This is a genomic window from Limnohabitans sp. 2KL-3 (assembly GCF_001269405.1).
In the GTDB taxonomy this organism is placed as follows: Bacteria; Pseudomonadota; Gammaproteobacteria; order Burkholderiales; family Burkholderiaceae_C; genus Limnohabitans_A.
The window spans coordinates 390,564-406,684 of sequence record NZ_CXON01000002.1 but is presented as its reverse complement, the minus strand read 5'-3'; the positions used below and the strand labels follow the sequence as shown (position 1 = coordinate 406,684).

General features: G+C 61.4%; 15 protein-coding genes. 9 read left to right on the top strand and 6 right to left on the bottom strand.

The window, feature by feature from the left end; translation table 11 throughout:
* Window positions 1-291 precede the first annotated feature (291 nt).
* Together AMM41_RS04275 and AMM41_RS04270 are read left to right on the top strand one after the other, a co-directional pair.
* Window positions 292-2,376: a molybdopterin-containing oxidoreductase family protein gene (locus AMM41_RS04275; RefSeq protein WP_089953318.1), complete on the top strand. Its 2,085-nt coding sequence runs from the start codon at window positions 292-294 to the stop codon at window positions 2,374-2,376.
* A 27-nt stretch (window positions 2,377-2,403) separates the two neighbouring features.
* A complete protein-coding gene (locus tag AMM41_RS04270) occupies window positions 2,404-2,706 on the top strand; it encodes a polyhydroxyalkanoic acid system family protein (RefSeq protein ID WP_089953316.1) in 303 nt (100 codons plus the stop codon).
* Between the two features lie 172 nt (window positions 2,707-2,878).
* Here the strand turns inward: AMM41_RS04270 and AMM41_RS22355 are convergent, their stop codons facing one another.
* Both AMM41_RS22355 and AMM41_RS04265 read right to left on the bottom strand, forming a co-directional pair.
* Window positions 2,879-3,010 carry a hypothetical protein gene (locus AMM41_RS22355; RefSeq protein WP_255350432.1) on the bottom strand — a complete coding sequence of 44 codons (132 nt, stop codon included), beginning with the start codon at window positions 3,008-3,010 and terminating at the stop codon, window positions 2,879-2,881.
* 23 nt (window positions 3,011-3,033) lie between these two features.
* Window positions 3,034-5,025 carry a lytic transglycosylase domain-containing protein gene (locus tag AMM41_RS04265; RefSeq protein WP_089953314.1) on the bottom strand — a complete coding sequence of 664 codons (1,992 nt, stop codon included), beginning with the start codon at window positions 5,023-5,025 and terminating at the stop codon, window positions 3,034-3,036.
* 9 nt (window positions 5,026-5,034) lie between these two features.
* Here AMM41_RS04265 and AMM41_RS04260 point away from each other — a divergent pair, with 9 nt between their 5' ends.
* From AMM41_RS04260 to AMM41_RS04250, 3 genes are all read left to right on the top strand, one after another.
* Complete coding sequence (locus AMM41_RS04260; RefSeq protein ID WP_089953312.1) at window positions 5,035-5,619, top strand: 5-formyltetrahydrofolate cyclo-ligase; 585 nt, start codon at window positions 5,035-5,037, stop codon at window positions 5,617-5,619.
* Between the two features lie 11 nt (window positions 5,620-5,630).
* Window positions 5,631-6,266 carry a TetR/AcrR family transcriptional regulator gene (locus AMM41_RS04255; RefSeq protein ID WP_089953310.1) on the top strand — a complete coding sequence of 212 codons (636 nt, stop codon included), beginning with the start codon at window positions 5,631-5,633 and terminating at the stop codon, window positions 6,264-6,266.
* A 309-nt stretch (window positions 6,267-6,575) separates the two neighbouring features.
* On the top strand, window positions 6,576-7,577 hold the full coding sequence (locus AMM41_RS04250; protein ID WP_089953308.1) for an MBL fold metallo-hydrolase: 1,002 nt from the start codon (window positions 6,576-6,578) through the stop codon (window positions 7,575-7,577).
* Between the two features lie 192 nt (window positions 7,578-7,769).
* On the opposite strand, the gene AMM41_RS04245 is transcribed toward AMM41_RS04250, so the two are convergent.
* Window positions 7,770-8,621, bottom strand: coding sequence for a DUF6279 family lipoprotein (locus tag AMM41_RS04245; protein ID WP_089953707.1), 852 nt, complete (start codon window positions 8,619-8,621; stop codon window positions 7,770-7,772).
* 182 nt (window positions 8,622-8,803) lie between these two features.
* Here AMM41_RS04245 and glmU point away from each other — a divergent pair, with 182 nt between their 5' ends.
* Window positions 8,804-10,213: a bifunctional UDP-N-acetylglucosamine diphosphorylase/glucosamine-1-phosphate N-acetyltransferase GlmU gene (glmU, locus tag AMM41_RS04240; protein WP_089953306.1), complete on the top strand. Its 1,410-nt coding sequence runs from the start codon at window positions 8,804-8,806 to the stop codon at window positions 10,211-10,213.
* 22 nt (window positions 10,214-10,235) lie between these two features.
* On the opposite strand, the gene AMM41_RS04235 is transcribed toward glmU, so the two are convergent.
* The gene (locus AMM41_RS04235) at window positions 10,236-11,048 is read right to left on the bottom strand and encodes an SDR family oxidoreductase (protein ID WP_089953303.1); all 813 of its coding nucleotides are present in this window, start codon (window positions 11,046-11,048) and stop codon (window positions 10,236-10,238) included.
* Window positions 11,049-11,193: 145 nt separating this feature from the next.
* On the opposite strand from AMM41_RS04235, the gene AMM41_RS04230 reads away from it, so the two are divergent.
* Both AMM41_RS04230 and AMM41_RS04225 read left to right on the top strand, forming a co-directional pair.
* Window positions 11,194-11,445, top strand: coding sequence for a type II toxin-antitoxin system Phd/YefM family antitoxin (locus AMM41_RS04230; RefSeq protein ID WP_089953301.1), 252 nt, complete (start codon window positions 11,194-11,196; stop codon window positions 11,443-11,445).
* Window positions 11,432-11,851 carry a putative toxin-antitoxin system toxin component, PIN family gene (locus tag AMM41_RS04225; RefSeq protein WP_089953299.1) on the top strand — a complete coding sequence of 140 codons (420 nt, stop codon included), beginning with the start codon at window positions 11,432-11,434 and terminating at the stop codon, window positions 11,849-11,851. Before AMM41_RS04230 ends, AMM41_RS04225 begins: the two co-directional genes overlap by 14 nt.
* Window positions 11,852-12,021: 170 nt before the next feature.
* On the opposite strand, the gene AMM41_RS04220 is transcribed toward AMM41_RS04225, so the two are convergent.
* Complete coding sequence (locus tag AMM41_RS04220) at window positions 12,022-12,516, bottom strand: Lrp/AsnC family transcriptional regulator (RefSeq protein WP_089953297.1); 495 nt, start codon at window positions 12,514-12,516, stop codon at window positions 12,022-12,024.
* Between the two features lie 147 nt (window positions 12,517-12,663).
* On the opposite strand from AMM41_RS04220, the gene glmS reads away from it, so the two are divergent.
* Window positions 12,664-14,526, top strand: a complete 1,863-nt coding sequence (glmS, locus tag AMM41_RS04215) for a glutamine--fructose-6-phosphate transaminase (isomerizing) (RefSeq protein WP_089953295.1) — start codon at window positions 12,664-12,666, stop codon at window positions 14,524-14,526.
* On the opposite strand, the gene AMM41_RS04210 is transcribed toward glmS, so the two are convergent.
* Window positions 14,492-15,997 (bottom strand): amidase, encoded by a 1,506-nt coding sequence (locus tag AMM41_RS04210; RefSeq protein ID WP_089953293.1) that lies wholly within the window; start codon window positions 15,995-15,997, stop codon window positions 14,492-14,494. The two genes, glmS and AMM41_RS04210, sit on opposite strands and share 35 nt — an antisense overlap.
* Between the last annotated feature and the right edge of the window lie 124 nt (window positions 15,998-16,121).

The following is a 16,121-nucleotide window of genomic DNA, read 5'->3' as shown; positions in this document are numbered from 1 at the left end:
TGAAGCTACCGACCTGCGGGGGGAGAGTTTTTTGCAGGTCGGCGGCTTCAGCCACGACATGGGGCCTTGGCCGAAGCGAAGAAGGTTGGAGCTGAAGCTACCGACCTGCGGGGGAGAGTCTTTTGTAGGTCGGTGGCTTCAGCCCCGACATGGGCCTTAGCCGAAGCGAAGAATGTCGGAGCTGAAGCTACCGACCTACGGGGGGAAGGTCTTTTGCAGGTCGGTGGCTTCAGCCCCGGCAAAGCCATAGCGGATACCCGACAATCTGGTTCCCAGCTTCAGCTTAGCCACATGACCACCACCGACACCCCCATCACCGTGCGCGGCGCTTGTCCGCATGATTGCCCCGATACCTGCGCCTTGTTGACCACGGTAGAAAACGGCCGTGCGACCAAGGTGCAGGGCAACCCGGCCCACGCCCTGACCGACGGCGTGCTGTGCACCAAGGTGGCACGCTACACCGAACGCACTTACCACCCCGAGCGTCTTTTGCAGCCGCTCAAACGTGTCGGCCCCAAAGGCTCGGGCCAGTTTGAGCCCGTGAGTTGGGATGAAGCCCTGGACGACATCGCGACACGCCTGAAAACAATTGCTGCCCGCGACCCGCAAGCCATCTTGCCTTACAGCTATGCGGGCACCATGGGCCTGGTGCAAAGCGAGTCGATCGCGGCGCGGTTTTTCCACCAACTGGGCGCGTCGCTGCTGGACCGCACAATTTGTGCCTCGGCCGGGGCCGAAGCGCTGACCCAGACCCTGGGCAACAAGGTGGGCATGAAGGTTGAGTTTTTTGCCGAATCCAAGCTGATCGTCATCTGGGGCAGCAACTCGATTGGCAGCAACCTGCACTTTTGGCGCATCGCTCAAGAGGCCAAGCGCAGCGGCGCGAAGCTGGTGTGCATCGACCCCCGCCGCAGCGAGACGGCCGAAAAATGCCACGAACACATCGCCTTGCGCCCCGGCACCGATGCCGCGCTGGCGCTGGCCCTCATGCATGAGCTGATCGTGCACGGCTGGCTCGACCAAGACTACATCGACCGCTATACCCTGGGCTGGGACGCTTTGAAGGCCCGCGCTTTGCAATGGACACCCGAGCGGGCGGCCGAGGTGTGCGGCGTACCGGTTGAACAAATCCGGCAACTGGCCCGCGACTGGGGCACGACCCAACCCGCCGCCATTCGGTTGAACTACGGCATGCAGCGCGTGCGCGGGGGCGGCAATGCGGTGCGTGCCATCGCTTGCCTGCCGGCGCTCACGGGCGCGTGGCGGCACCGGGCGGGCGGGGTCTTGCTCAGCAGCTCGGGGCACTTTCCGGTGCGCCGGGCGGCTTTGCAGCGGCCCGACTTGCTGGGCGAGCGGCGTCCACGCACCATCAACATGAGCACCATTGGCGACGACTTGCTTCGCCCGGCATCGCCCACATTCGGCCCGCAAATCGAAGCCTTGATCGTCTACAACAGCAACCCGGTGGCGATTGCACCTGAGTCGGGCAAAGTGGTGCAAGGCTTTGGCCGCGAAGACCTGTTCACCGTGGTGCTGGAGCATTTTCAGACCGACACGGCCGACTACGCCGACTTCATTCTGCCGGCCACCACGCAGCTGGAGCACTGGGACATCCACACCAGCTACGGCCACACCGACGTGCTGCTCAACCGCCCGGCGATTGCGCCCGTGGGCGGTGCACGCACCAACACCGACATCTTCCGGGCGCTGGCCGCGCGTATGGGTTTTGACGCCCCCTGTTTTGCTGAAAGCGACGAAAGCCTGTGCCGCAGCGCCATTGGCGACGAGAAAGACTTTGAGCAGTTGTTGGCGCACGGCTTTGCCTCTTTGCCCGTGCCCGACGCGCCCTTTGCCCAGGGCAGCTTTCCATCGCCTTCGGGCAAGTGCGAGTTTTTCAGCCAGCGCTTGGCCGATCAGGGACTGGATGGCTTGCCCGACCACTTGCCCAATTACGAGTTGGCCACGCCCGGTGGGCGCTACCCGCTGGCCATGATTTCGCCGCCTGCGCGTAACTTCCTCAATTCGACCTTTGTCAACGTGCAAAGCCTGCGCGACATCGAGGCCGAGCCGGTTCTGGAGATGCACCCGCAAGACGCTGCAGCCCGTGGCATTGCCGATGGCGCGGTGGTGCGGGTGTTCAACGACCGGGGCACTTACCACTGCAAGGCGCGTGTGAACCAGCGTGCGCGGCCCGGCGTGGTCAATGGCCTGGGCATTTGGTGGCGCAAGCTGGGGCTGAACGGCACCAACGTGAACGAGCTGACCAGCCAGCACCTGACCGACTTGGGCCGTGCGCCCGTGTTTTACGACTGCCTGGTGGAGGTTGCCACCGATACCGCCTTCAAGCCGACTGTCCATTCAGCGGCCACAGCCTGACCCTTCAAAAAACCCCATTCAAACACCATGCCCGAACTGAACATCGAACGAACACACACCTTGGGACTGGCCGGGGCACGCGCCGTGGCCGAACGCTGGCGCGAACAGGCCGAGCAGGAGTGGGGCATGGCCTGTGAGTCAGTGCCCGGCGAATCCGAAGACCGCATGCGCTTTGCACGCAGTGGCGTGAGCGGTGAGTTGGTCGTGACCGACACACGTTTTGACCTGCAGTTGAAACTGGGCTTTTTGCTGGGCGCTTACAGCGGCAAGATCGAAGAGAAAATCACGTCCAATCTGGACGAGTTGCTGGGGCCGTCGCCGCAGGCCTGAACATGCAGGAGGCCTCTGACGATTGATCCGGCTTTGTAAAGTTTGAAGTGAACAGCTTTGCCTGAGAACCCCAATCCCTGTGGGAGCCCCGCCCTCGGGGCGATGGGTGGTGGTCTGCGAGGCTTGATCTCGGCGAGGGCACCGCTCCCACAAAAAAGCGTTCATGCAAACATCATCGGGCTGGATCAAAAGGCTTGGCGATCAGCACGCCAATCCCTGTGGGAGCCCCGCCCTCGGGGCGATGGGTGGTGGTCTGCGAGACTTGATCGCGGCGAGGGCGCTGCTCCCACAAAAAAGTGTTCATGCAAACATCATCGGGCTGGATCATCAGGGTAAATCTTTGCTGGCCTCGGTGATGACGGTGTTTCTCGGGCCGACTTGACCCAAGCGGCTTTTCAGGGATTGCGGCTGGCGCGTCAGGATGGCCGCGTAGTTGGTGGTGTTGGACAGCACTTTTTTCACGTAATCACGCGTCTCATGGAAAGGGATGTTCTCGGCCCAGATGGCCGCTTCGAGCACCGGGCCATTGCGCCAGTTGCGTGGACGGCCGGGGCCTGCGTTGTAGGCGGCAGCCGCCATGGGCATGGAGCCTTCAAAGTCGTCCAGCACGAGCTTGAGGTAACCCGTGCCGATGGCCACATTCACCTCGCGGTCGGTGATCTGGTCAGGGGTGAAACTGCTCAGGCCGATTTTTTTGGCGGTCCATTTGGCGGTGGCGGGCATAACCTGCATCAGGCCCGAGGCCCCCACATGCGATCGGGCGTCCATGATGAAGCGGCTTTCTTGCCGGATCAGGCCATAGACATAGGCCGGGTCCAGTTTGATCTGCTCGGCCCGGCGCACCACGATGTCGCGCAGGGGCAGCGGAAAGCGCTGCTCAACGTCGATGAGGTCTTTGGTCCGGTCGCTGGTGTTGATGCAGCGGTCCCACACCTGACGCTGGCAGGCCAAATCGGCCGCTGCCAGCAGTTCGCGGTCGTTCATGCCGCCCGGGGTGTGCAAGTTGGTGCTGTAGTTCCATTCGCGGTTGCCTTCGGCACGCAGGCCCATGCTGATGGCGTACAGAGCGCGTTGCAGGCCAGGGTTGGTCAAGGCGGTGGCCTTTTCCTGGGGCGTGAGGGGGGCAGGGCGCTCGGGCAAGGTGATGGGCTGACCCAGGTCTTCCAGGGCCAGTTGTTCGTAAAAGCCCCGCACACTGGCGATGCTGCGCAGCAGGTGTTGGGCTTCCTGGCGCTGGCTGGTGTCTTGCGCGGTGGCCAGCAGGGCACGGGCGCGCCAATACACCCAGGTGGGGTCTTTTTGTGATTCGGCGCTCATGGCTTGTGTGGCGCTCAGCACTTGCCGCCACTGACCCTGGCGCAGGGCGGCGCGCACCTTCCAGCCGAGCAGATCGTCGTTCAAATCACTGTCTTTTTGCACTTTGGCAAAGTAGCTGGCGGCGTTGTCCTGCAGTTTTTGGGCCGCTTGCTTGCCAATCACGCCCCAGGTCCAGTGGCGCTCTTCGGCACTGAGCATCAGGTCCCAGTGCTTGTCCAGTCGCGCTGCGGCCTCGTCCGGGTTGCTGGCGGCCAGGCGGATCAGGGCCAAAACCGCCAGTTCCTTGCGATTTCGGGTGATGGCGATGATGCGTTTGTCCAGGTACTTGGCCGGGTCGGCGTGGATCAGGGTCACTTGCTCGGACAAGCGTGGGGCTTCGATGTCCACCGCGTCTTTGGCGGGTCTGGGGCGGTTGGCGTCCATGGCCAAGCGCGCCTTGCGCCACAAGTCCAAGCCGTTGATTTGTTTGCCTGAATGCAAATGGTCGGCCACATAAGTGCAGCCATCGTCGGCCTCGCGCAGGGCGTACCACAGGCGTTTGGCTTCGTCGGCCACATGGGCCTTGCTGTTCATGGCCTCGGTGGCCAGCGCATAGCAGCGCACCTCGCGGTCATCGCGCATGCGAAAGTGTGGGTATTCGGCGGTGAAGGTGGCCCAGTCGCGGCGTTTGCCCAGCTGCAGCAGCCAGTCGTTGCGCAGTCGGTCTTCGTAGTAGCTGCCCGCATAGGCATCCAGAAAACCGCGAATTTCGGAGTGGGGTGCCGTGTCCAGCCGTGCGCGCAGTTCCCAATAGGCGGCCAGCGGCTCCAGCACATGGCCCCGCACCTGTGGCAGCAGCGCGGCCAAGCGGACTTTGTCGTTTTTGCGCGAAGCCTGGTGCATTTCCAGCATCAGCTCATCGCCCTTGTTTTGCGCTTGCGCAGCAAAACTGGCCAGACCTGTCAGGGTCAGTGCACTCAGCAGTGTCAGAATCGGTATCAGTCGCTTGATTGAATAAGGCATGGGTTGATTATGGACAAAGCACAAGCCAAGAAAGCCTTGCGAAAGGCCTTGATTGAAGAACGGTTGAATCTGCCGGACCGCTTGGCGCGGGCCGAGGCCTTGCAGCGCGTCATGCGCATCTGGCTGTTTGACCGCCCAGACACCGTGATTGGCGCTTATTGGCCCATCAAAGGCGAGTTTGACCCGCTGCCCGCGCTGCACCGCTGGAAAGAAGACGGCGAACTGCATGGCGAACCCCAGCGCCGCCGCATTGGTCTGCCGGTGGTCAACAAGCAGCACAAAACCCTGACGTTTCACACCTGGTACCCCGGCTGCCCCATGGAAGAAGACGCCTACGGCATCCCCAAACCCAAGGACACCGAAGTCATCGTGCCCACCTTGCTGTTTGTGCCCTGCGTGGGCTACGGCATTGGTGGCTACCGCTTGGGCTATGGCGGCGGCTTTTACGACCGCACCCTGGCCACTTTGCAGCCCAAGCCTTTTACGGTGGGTTTGGGTTACACCCACGGGTTTTTGGACGATCTGGAGCCCGAAGACCACGACGAGCCGCTGGACGCGATCCTGAACGACAACGGCGTGGTCTGGCCGGTTTGAACTGAAGCAATATGGCAAGACCCAAATCCGCAACCCACGACATCAAACGCGACGCGATCCTGGACATCGCAGCGCAATGCTTTGCACAGCGCAGTTACCCTGCGGCCAGCATGAATGAGATCGCCACCGCGTGTGGCACGTCCAAAGCCCGGCTGTACCACTATTACGAGAGCAAAGAGGCCATTTTGTTTGACCTGCTGGACCGCCACACCCAGCGGCTGCTGGCGCTGATTGCGCAAACCCAAGCCACCGCCCAGCGCAAAGACCTGAACGATCGGGCAGCGCTGCACGAGTTGGTGCGAGCCTTTTTGCGGGAATATGAAACCTCGGCCACCCGGCATGCGGCACTGCTCAACGACACGCAATTTTTGAGTGACGTGCCCGACCTGGCCTTGCCCGCCAACGGTTTATCTCCGCGTGAACTGATCCTCAATCGTCAGCGTGACATCGTGGCCGCCATGACCCGATTTTTGAAGCGTGCTTATCCCGAGCGCCTGACCCCGACCAACCAGACCGCCCTGACCATGATGCTGCTGGGCATGATCAACTGGACCTTCACCTGGCTGCGCCCCGGTGGCCCCATCAGCTATGCGGCCTTCGCCGACGAGGTCATTGGCATGTTGGAAAAGGGTTTGGGTGGCGTGTGAAAGACAGGATCTGCGGTGTTTTGTAGGTCGGCGGCTTCAGCCCCGACAGGAACCTGCGCCGAAGCCAGCAACGTCGGAGCTGAAGCAACCGACCTACAGGTAACAGGTTTTCGCAGGTCGGCGGCTTCAGCCCCGACATGGACTTTTGCCGAAGCCCACCCTGTTGGACCTGATGCCACCGATGCACAGAGAAATTGGCCAACGAAGCGCTCCTGCCGATCCCACCTTCTTGGCTTGCAAAAATTCAACAATCCGTAACGCATTTCGTTTAGGTAAAATTCGTCCCATTCATTGACCGGAGAAATTTCCATGTCCAGCGCTCCCACCAAAGCCTTCGCCAGCCAGGCCGATTTGACCGAGAAGAAGATCACCTTTGAGCAACTCAGCGAGCACTGCTGGGCCTACACCGCCGAGGGTGACCCCAATTCGGGCGTGATCATCGGTGACCGTTTCATCATGGTCAGCGACGCCACCGCCACGCCCGCCATGGCGCAAGACCTGATCAAAAAGATCCGCACCGTCAGCGACTTGCCCATCAAATACGTGCTGCTGACCCACTACCACGCGGTGCGCGTGTTGGGCGCTTACGCCTACGCCGCCGAAGGTGCGACCGAGATCATTGCCAGCGAAGGCACTTTGGACCTGATCAAAGAGCGCGGCGCACAAGACATGAAAAGCGAGATGGAGCGCTTCCCGCGCTTGTTCCGGGGTGCTGACAGCATTCCCGGCCTGACCTGGCCCACCATGGTGGTCGGCGGCGGCAACCCCACAAAAGGTGAGGTGCCCGGCAAGCTCAGCATCAACTTGGGCGGCGTGGTGGTACAGATCTGGCATCCGGGCCCCGGCCACACCCGTGGCGACACCATCGCTTGGGTGGAAGAAGAAAAAGTGCTGTTCTCGGGTGATCTGGTCGAGTACGAAGCTGGTGTCTACACGGGCGACGCGCAGCTTGAAGAGTGGCCCGCTACGCTCGAAGCCCTGCGTGATTTGAAGGCGGAGTTCATCGTGCCCGGTCGCGGCGAAGCCATGAAGGGCAATGACAACGTGAACAAGGCGCTGGACTACACCCAGCGCTGGGTCACAACTTTGTTCCAGGCGGGCAAAGAAGCCGTGGCGGAAAACATGGACCTCAAAGCGGCCATGGCCCACACCCGCAAAAGCATGGACCCGGTCTTTGGCCATGTGTTCATTTACGAGCACTGCCTGCCGTTTGACGTGACCCGCGCTTACGACGAAGCCAGTGGCATCAAGAACCCCCGCATCTGGACGGCCGAGCGCGACATGGAGATGTGGAAGGCGCTGCAAAGCTGAAGACGCCCCACGCTCTGCATCCGGCCCGATGATGTTCGCATCGACGCTTTTTTGTAGGAGCGACGCCCTCGTCGCGATAGAGTCTCACAGACCACCAAACATCGTCCCGAGGGCGGGGCTCCCACACGGATCTTTCAATTCAAACTTCACAGGGCCAGATCAATCAAAGCGGTTTGCAACCGCTTTCAGCGCTCAAGGCTTGAGCAAGTCCCGCAGATCCTGCTCATAAGCCCGCATCCTGCGGGCAGCCCTTTGACGTTGCTCTGCGTTGGTGGTGTTGTGCAGCTGGGCCAAGTTGTCGCAGGCCTGCTTGGCCATCTGCGCTGCCATGGCACGGTCCGACTCTTGTGCAGGGGTCCATGCTCTTTGCCAAACGGCCAACAAGTTGGTTTCTGTTTGGGCCGCAGTGGTTTTGCCCAGCGAAGACTGCCGCAAGACGGACAGCAAATCTTGCTCACGCCGCAGCCTTTCCTGGCGTCCCCACTCTGGTGTCCAAGCCGACTGGCTGACTTGAGTTTTGACCAAAGCGATTTGAGTCGGGTTGAGATCACCATAAAAAGAGCGGTAGCGCTCCAAGGTCCTGTCAACCCGGCGCTCCAGTCGCTCGCTGGCATTGCCTTGCAGCCACTCCTTGTCCCAGTCTTCGTTTTTCTTGTCCAAATGCCGCGCCAAGTGGCTCAATTGGCGTGGCCCCAGCATCTGCACCACCGGGGCCGCTTGTGCCACCGCCACACGCATGCTTCGGTCCATCAGACCCTGCACGTCGCTCCAAACGCTGCACACCTGGCTGGCTTGCAGGTTGTTCTGGCTCAACTCGCCCACGCGTTGGAGCAAGTCGCTGTAAGTGGCCAACTCTTGTCCACGGTGCCAGCGGTAAACATTCGCCAAAGCTTCTTTGGCCCGATCGGACTGGGCGTCATTGAAAGAAAGGGCGCTGTCCAGCCACCAATAGGACAAAGTGGGCAGTTGTTGGTAACCCAATTTGATGGCACTGCAACCCTGCAAAAAAGGCAGCGCCAGCCACAGCGCCCACCATCGAATCATCGGGCCCTGTCGAACTTGGCGGCCCCATAAGCCAGGTAAGCCCGAAATCCCAAATATTGAAATGAACATTTTTGATGTGCCTTGGTTGGCCGACATCATATGTCTGACAGCCAAAAGCGATAATTGATATGAATATCAATACCGTCATCCAGCGGTGGCCAAATGAGAAAGTAGACCCAGTCATGACCCCTCTATCCCAGCTCCCCATTGATGTCGTCGTGATGGCGGCTGGCAAAGGCACCCGCATGAAAAGCCGCCTGCCCAAAGTACTGCAACGCTTGGCGGGTGTGCCGCTGGTGCAGCATGTGTTGAACACCGCTGCGCAGCTGAACGCCCGCTCGGCCGTGGTCGTCACCGGGCACGGTGCTGACCAGGTTGAGCCCCTGTTGCTGGCACCGGGCCAGGCCATGGCGGTGCAGTGTGTGCGCCAGGAACCCCAGCTGGGCACCGGTCACGCTGTGCAGCAGGCCGTGCCTGCGCTGGCCGACGATGGCGTGGTGGTGGTTTTGTCGGGCGATGTGCCCTTGACGCAGGCAGACACCTTGCAAGCGCTGATTGAGCAGTGCGGCGGCAAGCAGCTGGCCCTGCTGACCATCGACTTTGCCGATCCGACGGGCTACGGCCGCATCGTGCGTGAGGGCACTCAGGTGCAGGCCATCGTCGAGCACAAAGACGCGACCGAGGCGCAGCGCCAGATTCAAGAGGTGTACAGCGGCATCATGGCCGTGCCCGCCCATTTGCTCAAAGGCTGGTTAGGCCGCATCGACAACCAGAACGCGCAAGGTGAGTACTACTTGACCGATGTCGTCAAGCTGGCGGTGGCCGACGGTTTGCCGGTGGTGGCGCACAAGATTGCCGACCCGCTGCAGGTGGCGGGCATCAACAGCCCGGTGCAACTGGCCGAGCTCGAACGTGCCCACCAGCTGCGCCAGGCCCAGCGCCTGATGGAGCAAGGCGTGCGCCTGAAAGACCCGGCCCGCTTTGACCTGCGTGGGCAGCTGGTCTGCGCGAAAGACGTCGAGATTGACGTGAATTGCATTTTTGAAGGCCAGGTGTCTTTGGGCGAAGGTGTGCAGATCGGCGCCAACTGCGTGCTGGCCAATTGCGTGATTGAGGCCGGTGCCGTGATTCACCCCTTCACCCACATCGACGGCGAAAAGCTGGGCGTGACGGTGGGCGAGGGGGCCTTGATTGGCCCGTTTGCCCGCCTGCGCCCCGGTGCGCAGCTGGCCGCCGAAGTGCACATTGGCAACTTTGTCGAAGTTAAAAATTCCACCCTTGCCAAGGGCGCCAAAGCCAACCATCTGGCCTATTTGGGCGACGCCACTGTGGGTGAGCGGGTCAACTACGGCGCAGGCAGCATCACTGCCAACTACGACGGTGCCAACAAGCACCGCACGGTGATCGAGGCCGATGTGCACATTGGCAGCAACTGCGTGCTGGTGGCGCCCGTGACGATTGGCGCGGGGGGCACCGTGGGCGGCGGATCGACCATCACCAAAAGCACCGAGCCTGGGGCCTTGAGCGTGGCGCGCGGCAAGCAGGTCAGCATCGCGAACTGGGCGCGGCCCAAGAAGCAGCCCAAAGCCTGATCGGGCTTGTTCAATAGCCTGTTCAGTGCTGTGTGTCGGACTTTTTCAGGGCCGCCCAAGCCATGCGATCCACCCAACTCGGGGCGATCAGCTTGAGCCAGCGGCTGACATACCCGGTCGGGCTCATGAGCACATCGCGCTGGCGTCGCTCGGTACCTTGCAAGATCTTGCGCACGCACACGTCAACGAGCATGGCCTTGTCTTCGCTCAGGCCGCTGGAGCCTGCAGGCTGGCCCAGCGCATTGAAGCCTCGGCGGCGGATGTCGGTGTCCACCACCCCGGGGTAGGCCACCGTCACCGACACCCCATCGGCCTGCAATTCGGTGCGCAGCGCTTCCATGAAGCCATTCATCGCAAATTTGCTGGTGCAGTAAGCCGTGCGACCGGGCACACCCACCAAACCCGCCAGCGACGAGACCGCCACGATGCGGCCGCGTGAGGCTTTGAGGTGCGGCAGCGCGGCATGGGTGCACCAGATAGTGCCCCACAGGTTCACACGCATGAGCTCTTCGTACCAGTCCAGGTGCTCGGCCTGCACCTCTTGCAGCAAGGCGTGTGCTGACACCCCGGCGTTGTTGATGAGCGTGTCGATCCGGCCAAACTGCTGCAGGGTCCGGGCGATCAGGGCTTCGCAGTCTGCGCGCACGCTGACATCGGTCGGCACGCACAGCACTTGCGCCCCATGCGGACGGCAGGCGGCAGCCACCGCTTCGAGCTTGGCCGCCTGGCGGGCCGCCAGCACCAACGCCACGGCAGCGCCTTTTGTTTGGGCCAACTGGGTGGCCATTTCAGCCCCAATGCCTTCCGATGCGCCCGTGATGATGATCACTTGCATGTTGTATTCTCCTTTTGGTGGGCTTGCCGAAGATGCGCTCGCCCGGCTTGACCGGGGATTCTTTCACACCTGTGTGCTCAGGGGGGCAACTGTAAGATTTCGACCCAATCGAACGATTCGTTCGTTTAGTGCTATATTACATGCCATGCAAACCCTCACTGCCAACGAAGCCAAAACCCAGTTCGGCCATTTCATCGATCTGGCGCAACGTGAACCCGTGCGCGTCATGCGCCGTGATCGTGTGGTCGGCGTCATGGTCTCCGCGCACGACTACGAAGCCATGCGTGAGTTTTACGCCAACCGCCTGCAGCACACCTTGGTGGACACGGCCACCAAGGCTGAGCATGCGGGCTTGACCTCTGAGCTGCTGGAAGATTTGCTGCGTGACGAGTCTTAAGCTGGTCATTGACACCAACATCCTCATCAGCGCCGCGCTCTCTTCGCAAGGCGCACCCGCCAAGCTGGTGCAGTCGGCATTGGCACGGCACCGGCTGGTGTTTTCTCAAGCCACGTTTGATGAGCTGCGCACGCGGATGTACCGACCCAAATTTGACCGTTACATCTCTTTGGAAGACCGCGAGCGTTTGTTGCGCGACTTCAGCGCCTGTGCGATTTGGGTGGAGTCAGGAGAGCCTGGGCAGTATTGCCGTGATCGCGATGACGACCATTTCATTGAAGCCGCACTGAAAGCGCAGGCGCACTGCTTGATCAGCGGCGACAAGGACTTGCTGGAAGCACCTGAGGTGCTGGGGCTGCGCATCGTATCTGTTCACCAAGCGCTGGATCTCTTGGCCAACGATTGATCCGGCCCTGTGAAGTTTGCAATGAAAGGCCTGTCTTGGGCTTAGTGGTCAGCCATGCAATCTGTGTGGGAGCCCCGCCCTCGGGGCGATGGGTGGTGGTCTGCGAAGGTTGTCGCGGCGAGGGCGCTGCTCCTACAAATAAGTGTTCATGCCAACTTCACCGAATCGGATCAATGAGCGATCGGGAATACCGGCCACGTCGTCGTGAACTTGGCCCGCTTGGTCGCAAAAAAAGCTTTCACGTTGCGCACATTGGCGTCTTGGGTGAACAGGGTTTGGCTGATCGCCAGGTAGTGCGGCATGTCGCGGGCCTGCACCACCAACATGAAGTCGGGGCCGGGCGACACGCGCCAGCACTGCTGCACGGCGTCGTGTGCCAAAGCGCGGGCTTCAAAGGCGTCCAGGTGTTCGCTGCCTTGGCGGTCCAGCGACACCTCGACCAAGGCGTTCAGGCCGTGGCCCAAGCTGGCGGCCAGTTTGTCGGTGCTCAGCACCGCCACCTGACGCTCGATCCAGCCACCATCGGTCAGCCGCTTGACCCGGCGCAGGCAAGTGGGGGGCGACACGTTCACCCGCTCGGCCAGTGCCACATTGCTGATGCTGGCATCACGCTGCAGGGCGTCCAGCAGTTGCAGGTCGATGGCATCGAGTAAATTTTGTTCCATTTATGTGCAGTTAATTGAATATTGTTTCAACTGTAAATTGGGGTGAAATTAAAGTCAAATTAATAGTCAATATTGAACTGAAATTTCTTTTGTTAAAGCCTAATATCGCCCCAGTTTGATCCAAACACCTCATTCAGGAGCTTCAACATGTGTGGCATCGTCGGCGCCGTTTCTTCCCGCAACATCGTTCCCATCCTCGTGCAAGGCCTGCAACGGCTCGAATACCGGGGCTATGACTCGTGCGGCGTGGCCGTGCACGCAGCCAGCCTGAACGGCGGCACGGGCGGCTTGCAGCGCGCCCGCAGCACCTCGCGCGTAGCCGAACTCATGGACCAGGTCACCGCCGACCACATCGAAGGCGGCACCGGCATTGCCCACACCCGCTGGGCCACACACGGCGCACCCGCTGTGCACAACGCGCACCCGCATTTCAGCCATGGCACGGGCGCGGCGGACGCCAAACCCGGCAAGGTCGCGCTGGTGCACAACGGCATCATCGAAAACCACGAAGAATTGCGTGCCGCCTTGCAGGCCAAGGGCTATGTCTTCAGCAGCCAGACCGACACCGAAGTCATCGCCCATTTGGTGGACAGCGTTTACGACGGCGACATTTTTGAAGCCGTCAAAACCGCCATCCGCCAGCTGCATGGCGCGTACGCGATTGCCGTGTTCCACAAAGACGAACCGCAGCGGGTCATCGGTGCTCGCGCAGGTTCTCCGCTGATTTTGGGCGTGGGCCAGGGCGAAACCTTTTTGGCCAGCGACGCGATGGCGTTGGCTGGCGTGACTGACCAGATCGTGTACCTCGAAGAAGGCGACGTGGTCGACATCCAGTTGGGCAAATACTGGGTGGTGGACCGCGACCACAAAGCCGTGACCCGCGTGTTGAAGACCGTGCACGCGCACAGTGGCGCGGCCGAGCTGGGCCCTTACCGTCACTACATGCAAAAAGAAATCTTCGAGCAGCCGCGTGCGATTGCCGACACGCTCGAAGGCGTGGAAGGCATCACGCCCGAGCTGTTTGGCGACGGCGCGTACAGCACCTTCAAGGCCATCGACAACGTGTTGATATTGGCTTGCGGCACCAGCTATTACAGCGGCTGTGTGGCCAAGTATTGGATCGAAGCGATTGCCAAAGTGCCCTGCCAGGTGGAGATCGCCAGCGAATACCGCTACCGCGAATCGGTGCCCAACCCCAACACGCTGATCGTCACCATCACCCAAAGCGGCGAGACCGCCGACACCCTGGCCGCACTGCGCCACGCGCAGAGCCTGGGCATGACGCACACGCTCACCATCTGCAACGTGTCCACCAGCGCCATGGTGCGTGAATGCAAACACGCTTATGTGACCCGCGCCGGGGCCGAGATCGGCGTGGCATCGACCAAGGCCTTCACTACGCAGCTGGCAGGCTTGTTCTTGCTCACGCTGGCGCTGGCACAGACCAAAGGCCGCCTGAGCGACGAAGAAGAAGCCGGGCACATCAAGGCCATGCGCCACCTGCCTGCCGCACTGCAAGCTGTGCTGGCGCTGGAGCCGCAAATCATCAGCTGGGCCGAAGAATTTGCCAGCAAGGAAAACGCGTTGTTCTTGGGCCGGGGCACGCATTACCCCATTGCACTCGAAGGTGCGCTCAAGCTCAAAGAAATCACCTACATCCACGCCGAAGCCTATGCCGCAGGCGAACTCAAACACGGCCCGCTGGCCCTGGTGACCAGCGCCATGCCGGTGGTGACCGTGGCCCCCAACGACCAGTTGCTCGAAAAGCTGAAAAGCAATATGCAGGAAGTGCGTGCCCGCGGCGGTGTGCTCTATGTGCTGGCCGACGGTGACACGAAGATCGAAAGCAGTGAAGGTGTGAACGTGATTCGCATGCCTGAACATTACGGTGTGTTGTCACCGATCTTGCATGTGGTGCCCTTGCAGCTGCTGTCGTATCACACCGCGTGCGCTCGGGGGACGGATGTGGACAAGCCTAGGAATTTGGCGAAGTCGGTGACTGTGGAGTGATCTGTGCCACATGCACCCCCGGCCGCCGCCCATCGTTCCACTTTCCCCCCAGCGCCCGCTCAATCTGCGCAGCCAGTTGCAGCAGCAAACCGTCTTTGGCTTGGGCGGCTTGAGCCTGGATGCCCAGAGGCAGGCCATTGTCTTGTGAGGCCATGGGCAGTGAGATGCCGGGGATGCCGCACAGGTTGGACAGTGGGGTGTAGGCGAAGTTTTGCCAGAGGTTTTCAAACCAGTCGTACACCGAGGGGTTGTCGCTGATCGTCAGGTATTCGGTGGTGCCCAGCAGTGGCGTGGGCAGCGCGGTGATGGGGGTGAGGATGATGTCCCAATGCTCAAAAAACTCGCCAAAGCCGCGCGAGGTGGTGTTGAACACGGCCTGCATGCGGGCACGTTCGGCGTAGCTGGTTTTGAGGCCTTCTTCCCAGATTTTGATGTTGATCGGCTCCACCAAATCGGCCGGGGGGCGCTCCAGCCCCAAGGGCTTGATCAGGTTGGTGATGGTCTGCGCAAAGTTGCTGATGTAGCAGGTGGTCTGCGCGGCAAACGCGGCTTCCAGGTCCACTTGGGGCAGTGCCCATTCAACGTGATGGCCCAGACTCTCCAAGAAGCGGCCCACGCGTTCGAGTTCAGCCACAAAGTGGGGCACGGCGCGGTAGTGGCCCCACTCGTGCGACAAGGCGATGCGCAGTCGCCCCGGGTCGCGCTCGATGAGTGTGCTGTAGGGCTCGGTGGGCGACCAGTAGGGCATGAACTCGCCGGGTGCGCCGCCACGGCAATGGTCCACAAAGGCCGCGGTGTCGCGCACAGTGCGGCTGTGGCAGCCCTGGGTGGACACCAGGCCTGTGAGGTCGGAGGCAGCGGGTGCGATCGAGAACACGCCGCGCGAGGCCTTGAGGCCAATGTTGCCGTTGAAGCCGGCCGGGATGCGGATCGAGCCGCCGCCGTCGGTGGCATGTGACAAGGGCAGCACGCCCGCCGCCACTGCAGCGGCCGTGCCCGCCGACGAGCCGCAGGTGGTGTAGGCCAAATTCCAGGGGTTGCGTGTCACGTACACGGCCGGGTTTTCGGCCGAGCTGCACACGCCAAACTCAGGCGTGGTGGTGCGGCCGATCACGTTGAGCCCGGCCTGCTTGATGCGCCCGGCCAGGTAGCTGTCAGCCGTGGCCCGGTTGCCACGCATCAAGCGTGAGCCCATTTCTTGCAATCGGCCTTTGAGCGTGGGCCCCAAGTCTTTCATCAGGTAGGGCACGCCTGCGAAAGGGCCGTGGGGGTTCATGCCGTCTCGGGTCGGCTCGGTCACCAAGTCTTCAAACACCTCGACCACGGCGCTCAGCTGTGGGTTGACCCGTGCAATGGCTTCGGCCGTTTGGCTGGCCAGCTCGGTAGGGGTCAGCTCGCCACGCTGGACACGCTCGGCCAGGCCGACCGCGTCGTGTTGGGCCCATTCTTCCCAGTTCATGATGCATGGCATATGGATTCACCTTTGTGCGCTGTTGGCATTGCCCTTGTTCAGGTAAATTAAAGCAGACTCAATCCGGCTGGGCTGTCGCGGTGGCTTAAAAACTTCGTGAGAAAATTCCTGCCACCCCCAAACA

Excerpts from the sequence above, each read along its gene's own strand:
- AMM41_RS04210 (WP_089953293.1), bottom strand. The coding sequence starts at position 15,997 with ATGCCATGCATCATGAACTGGGAAGAATGGGCCCAACACGACGCGGTC.
- AMM41_RS04220 (WP_089953297.1), bottom strand. The coding sequence starts at position 12,516 with ATGGAACAAAATTTACTCGATGCCATCGACCTGCAACTGCTGGACGCC.
- AMM41_RS22355 (WP_255350432.1), bottom strand. The coding sequence starts at position 3,010 with ATGAACACTTTTTTGTGGGAGCAGCGCCCTCGCCGCGATCAAGTCTCG.
- AMM41_RS04275 (WP_089953318.1), top strand. The coding sequence starts at position 292 with ATGACCACCACCGACACCCCCATCACCGTGCGCGGCGCTTGTCCGCAT.
- glmU (WP_089953306.1), top strand. The coding sequence starts at position 8,804 with ATGACCCCTCTATCCCAGCTCCCCATTGATGTCGTCGTGATGGCGGCT.
- AMM41_RS04255 (WP_089953310.1), top strand. The coding sequence starts at position 5,631 with ATGGCAAGACCCAAATCCGCAACCCACGACATCAAACGCGACGCGATC.
- AMM41_RS04250 (WP_089953308.1), top strand. The coding sequence starts at position 6,576 with ATGTCCAGCGCTCCCACCAAAGCCTTCGCCAGCCAGGCCGATTTGACC.
- glmS (WP_089953295.1), top strand. The coding sequence starts at position 12,664 with ATGTGTGGCATCGTCGGCGCCGTTTCTTCCCGCAACATCGTTCCCATC.
- AMM41_RS04230 (WP_089953301.1), top strand. The coding sequence starts at position 11,194 with ATGCAAACCCTCACTGCCAACGAAGCCAAAACCCAGTTCGGCCATTTC.
- AMM41_RS04260 (WP_089953312.1), top strand. The coding sequence starts at position 5,035 with ATGGACAAAGCACAAGCCAAGAAAGCCTTGCGAAAGGCCTTGATTGAA.
- AMM41_RS04245 (WP_089953707.1), bottom strand. The coding sequence starts at position 8,621 with ATGATTCGATGGTGGGCGCTGTGGCTGGCGCTGCCTTTTTTGCAGGGT.
- AMM41_RS04265 (WP_089953314.1), bottom strand. The coding sequence starts at position 5,025 with ATGCCTTATTCAATCAAGCGACTGATACCGATTCTGACACTGCTGAGT.
- AMM41_RS04235 (WP_089953303.1), bottom strand. The coding sequence starts at position 11,048 with ATGCAAGTGATCATCATCACGGGCGCATCGGAAGGCATTGGGGCTGAA.
- AMM41_RS04270 (WP_089953316.1), top strand. The coding sequence starts at position 2,404 with ATGCCCGAACTGAACATCGAACGAACACACACCTTGGGACTGGCCGGG.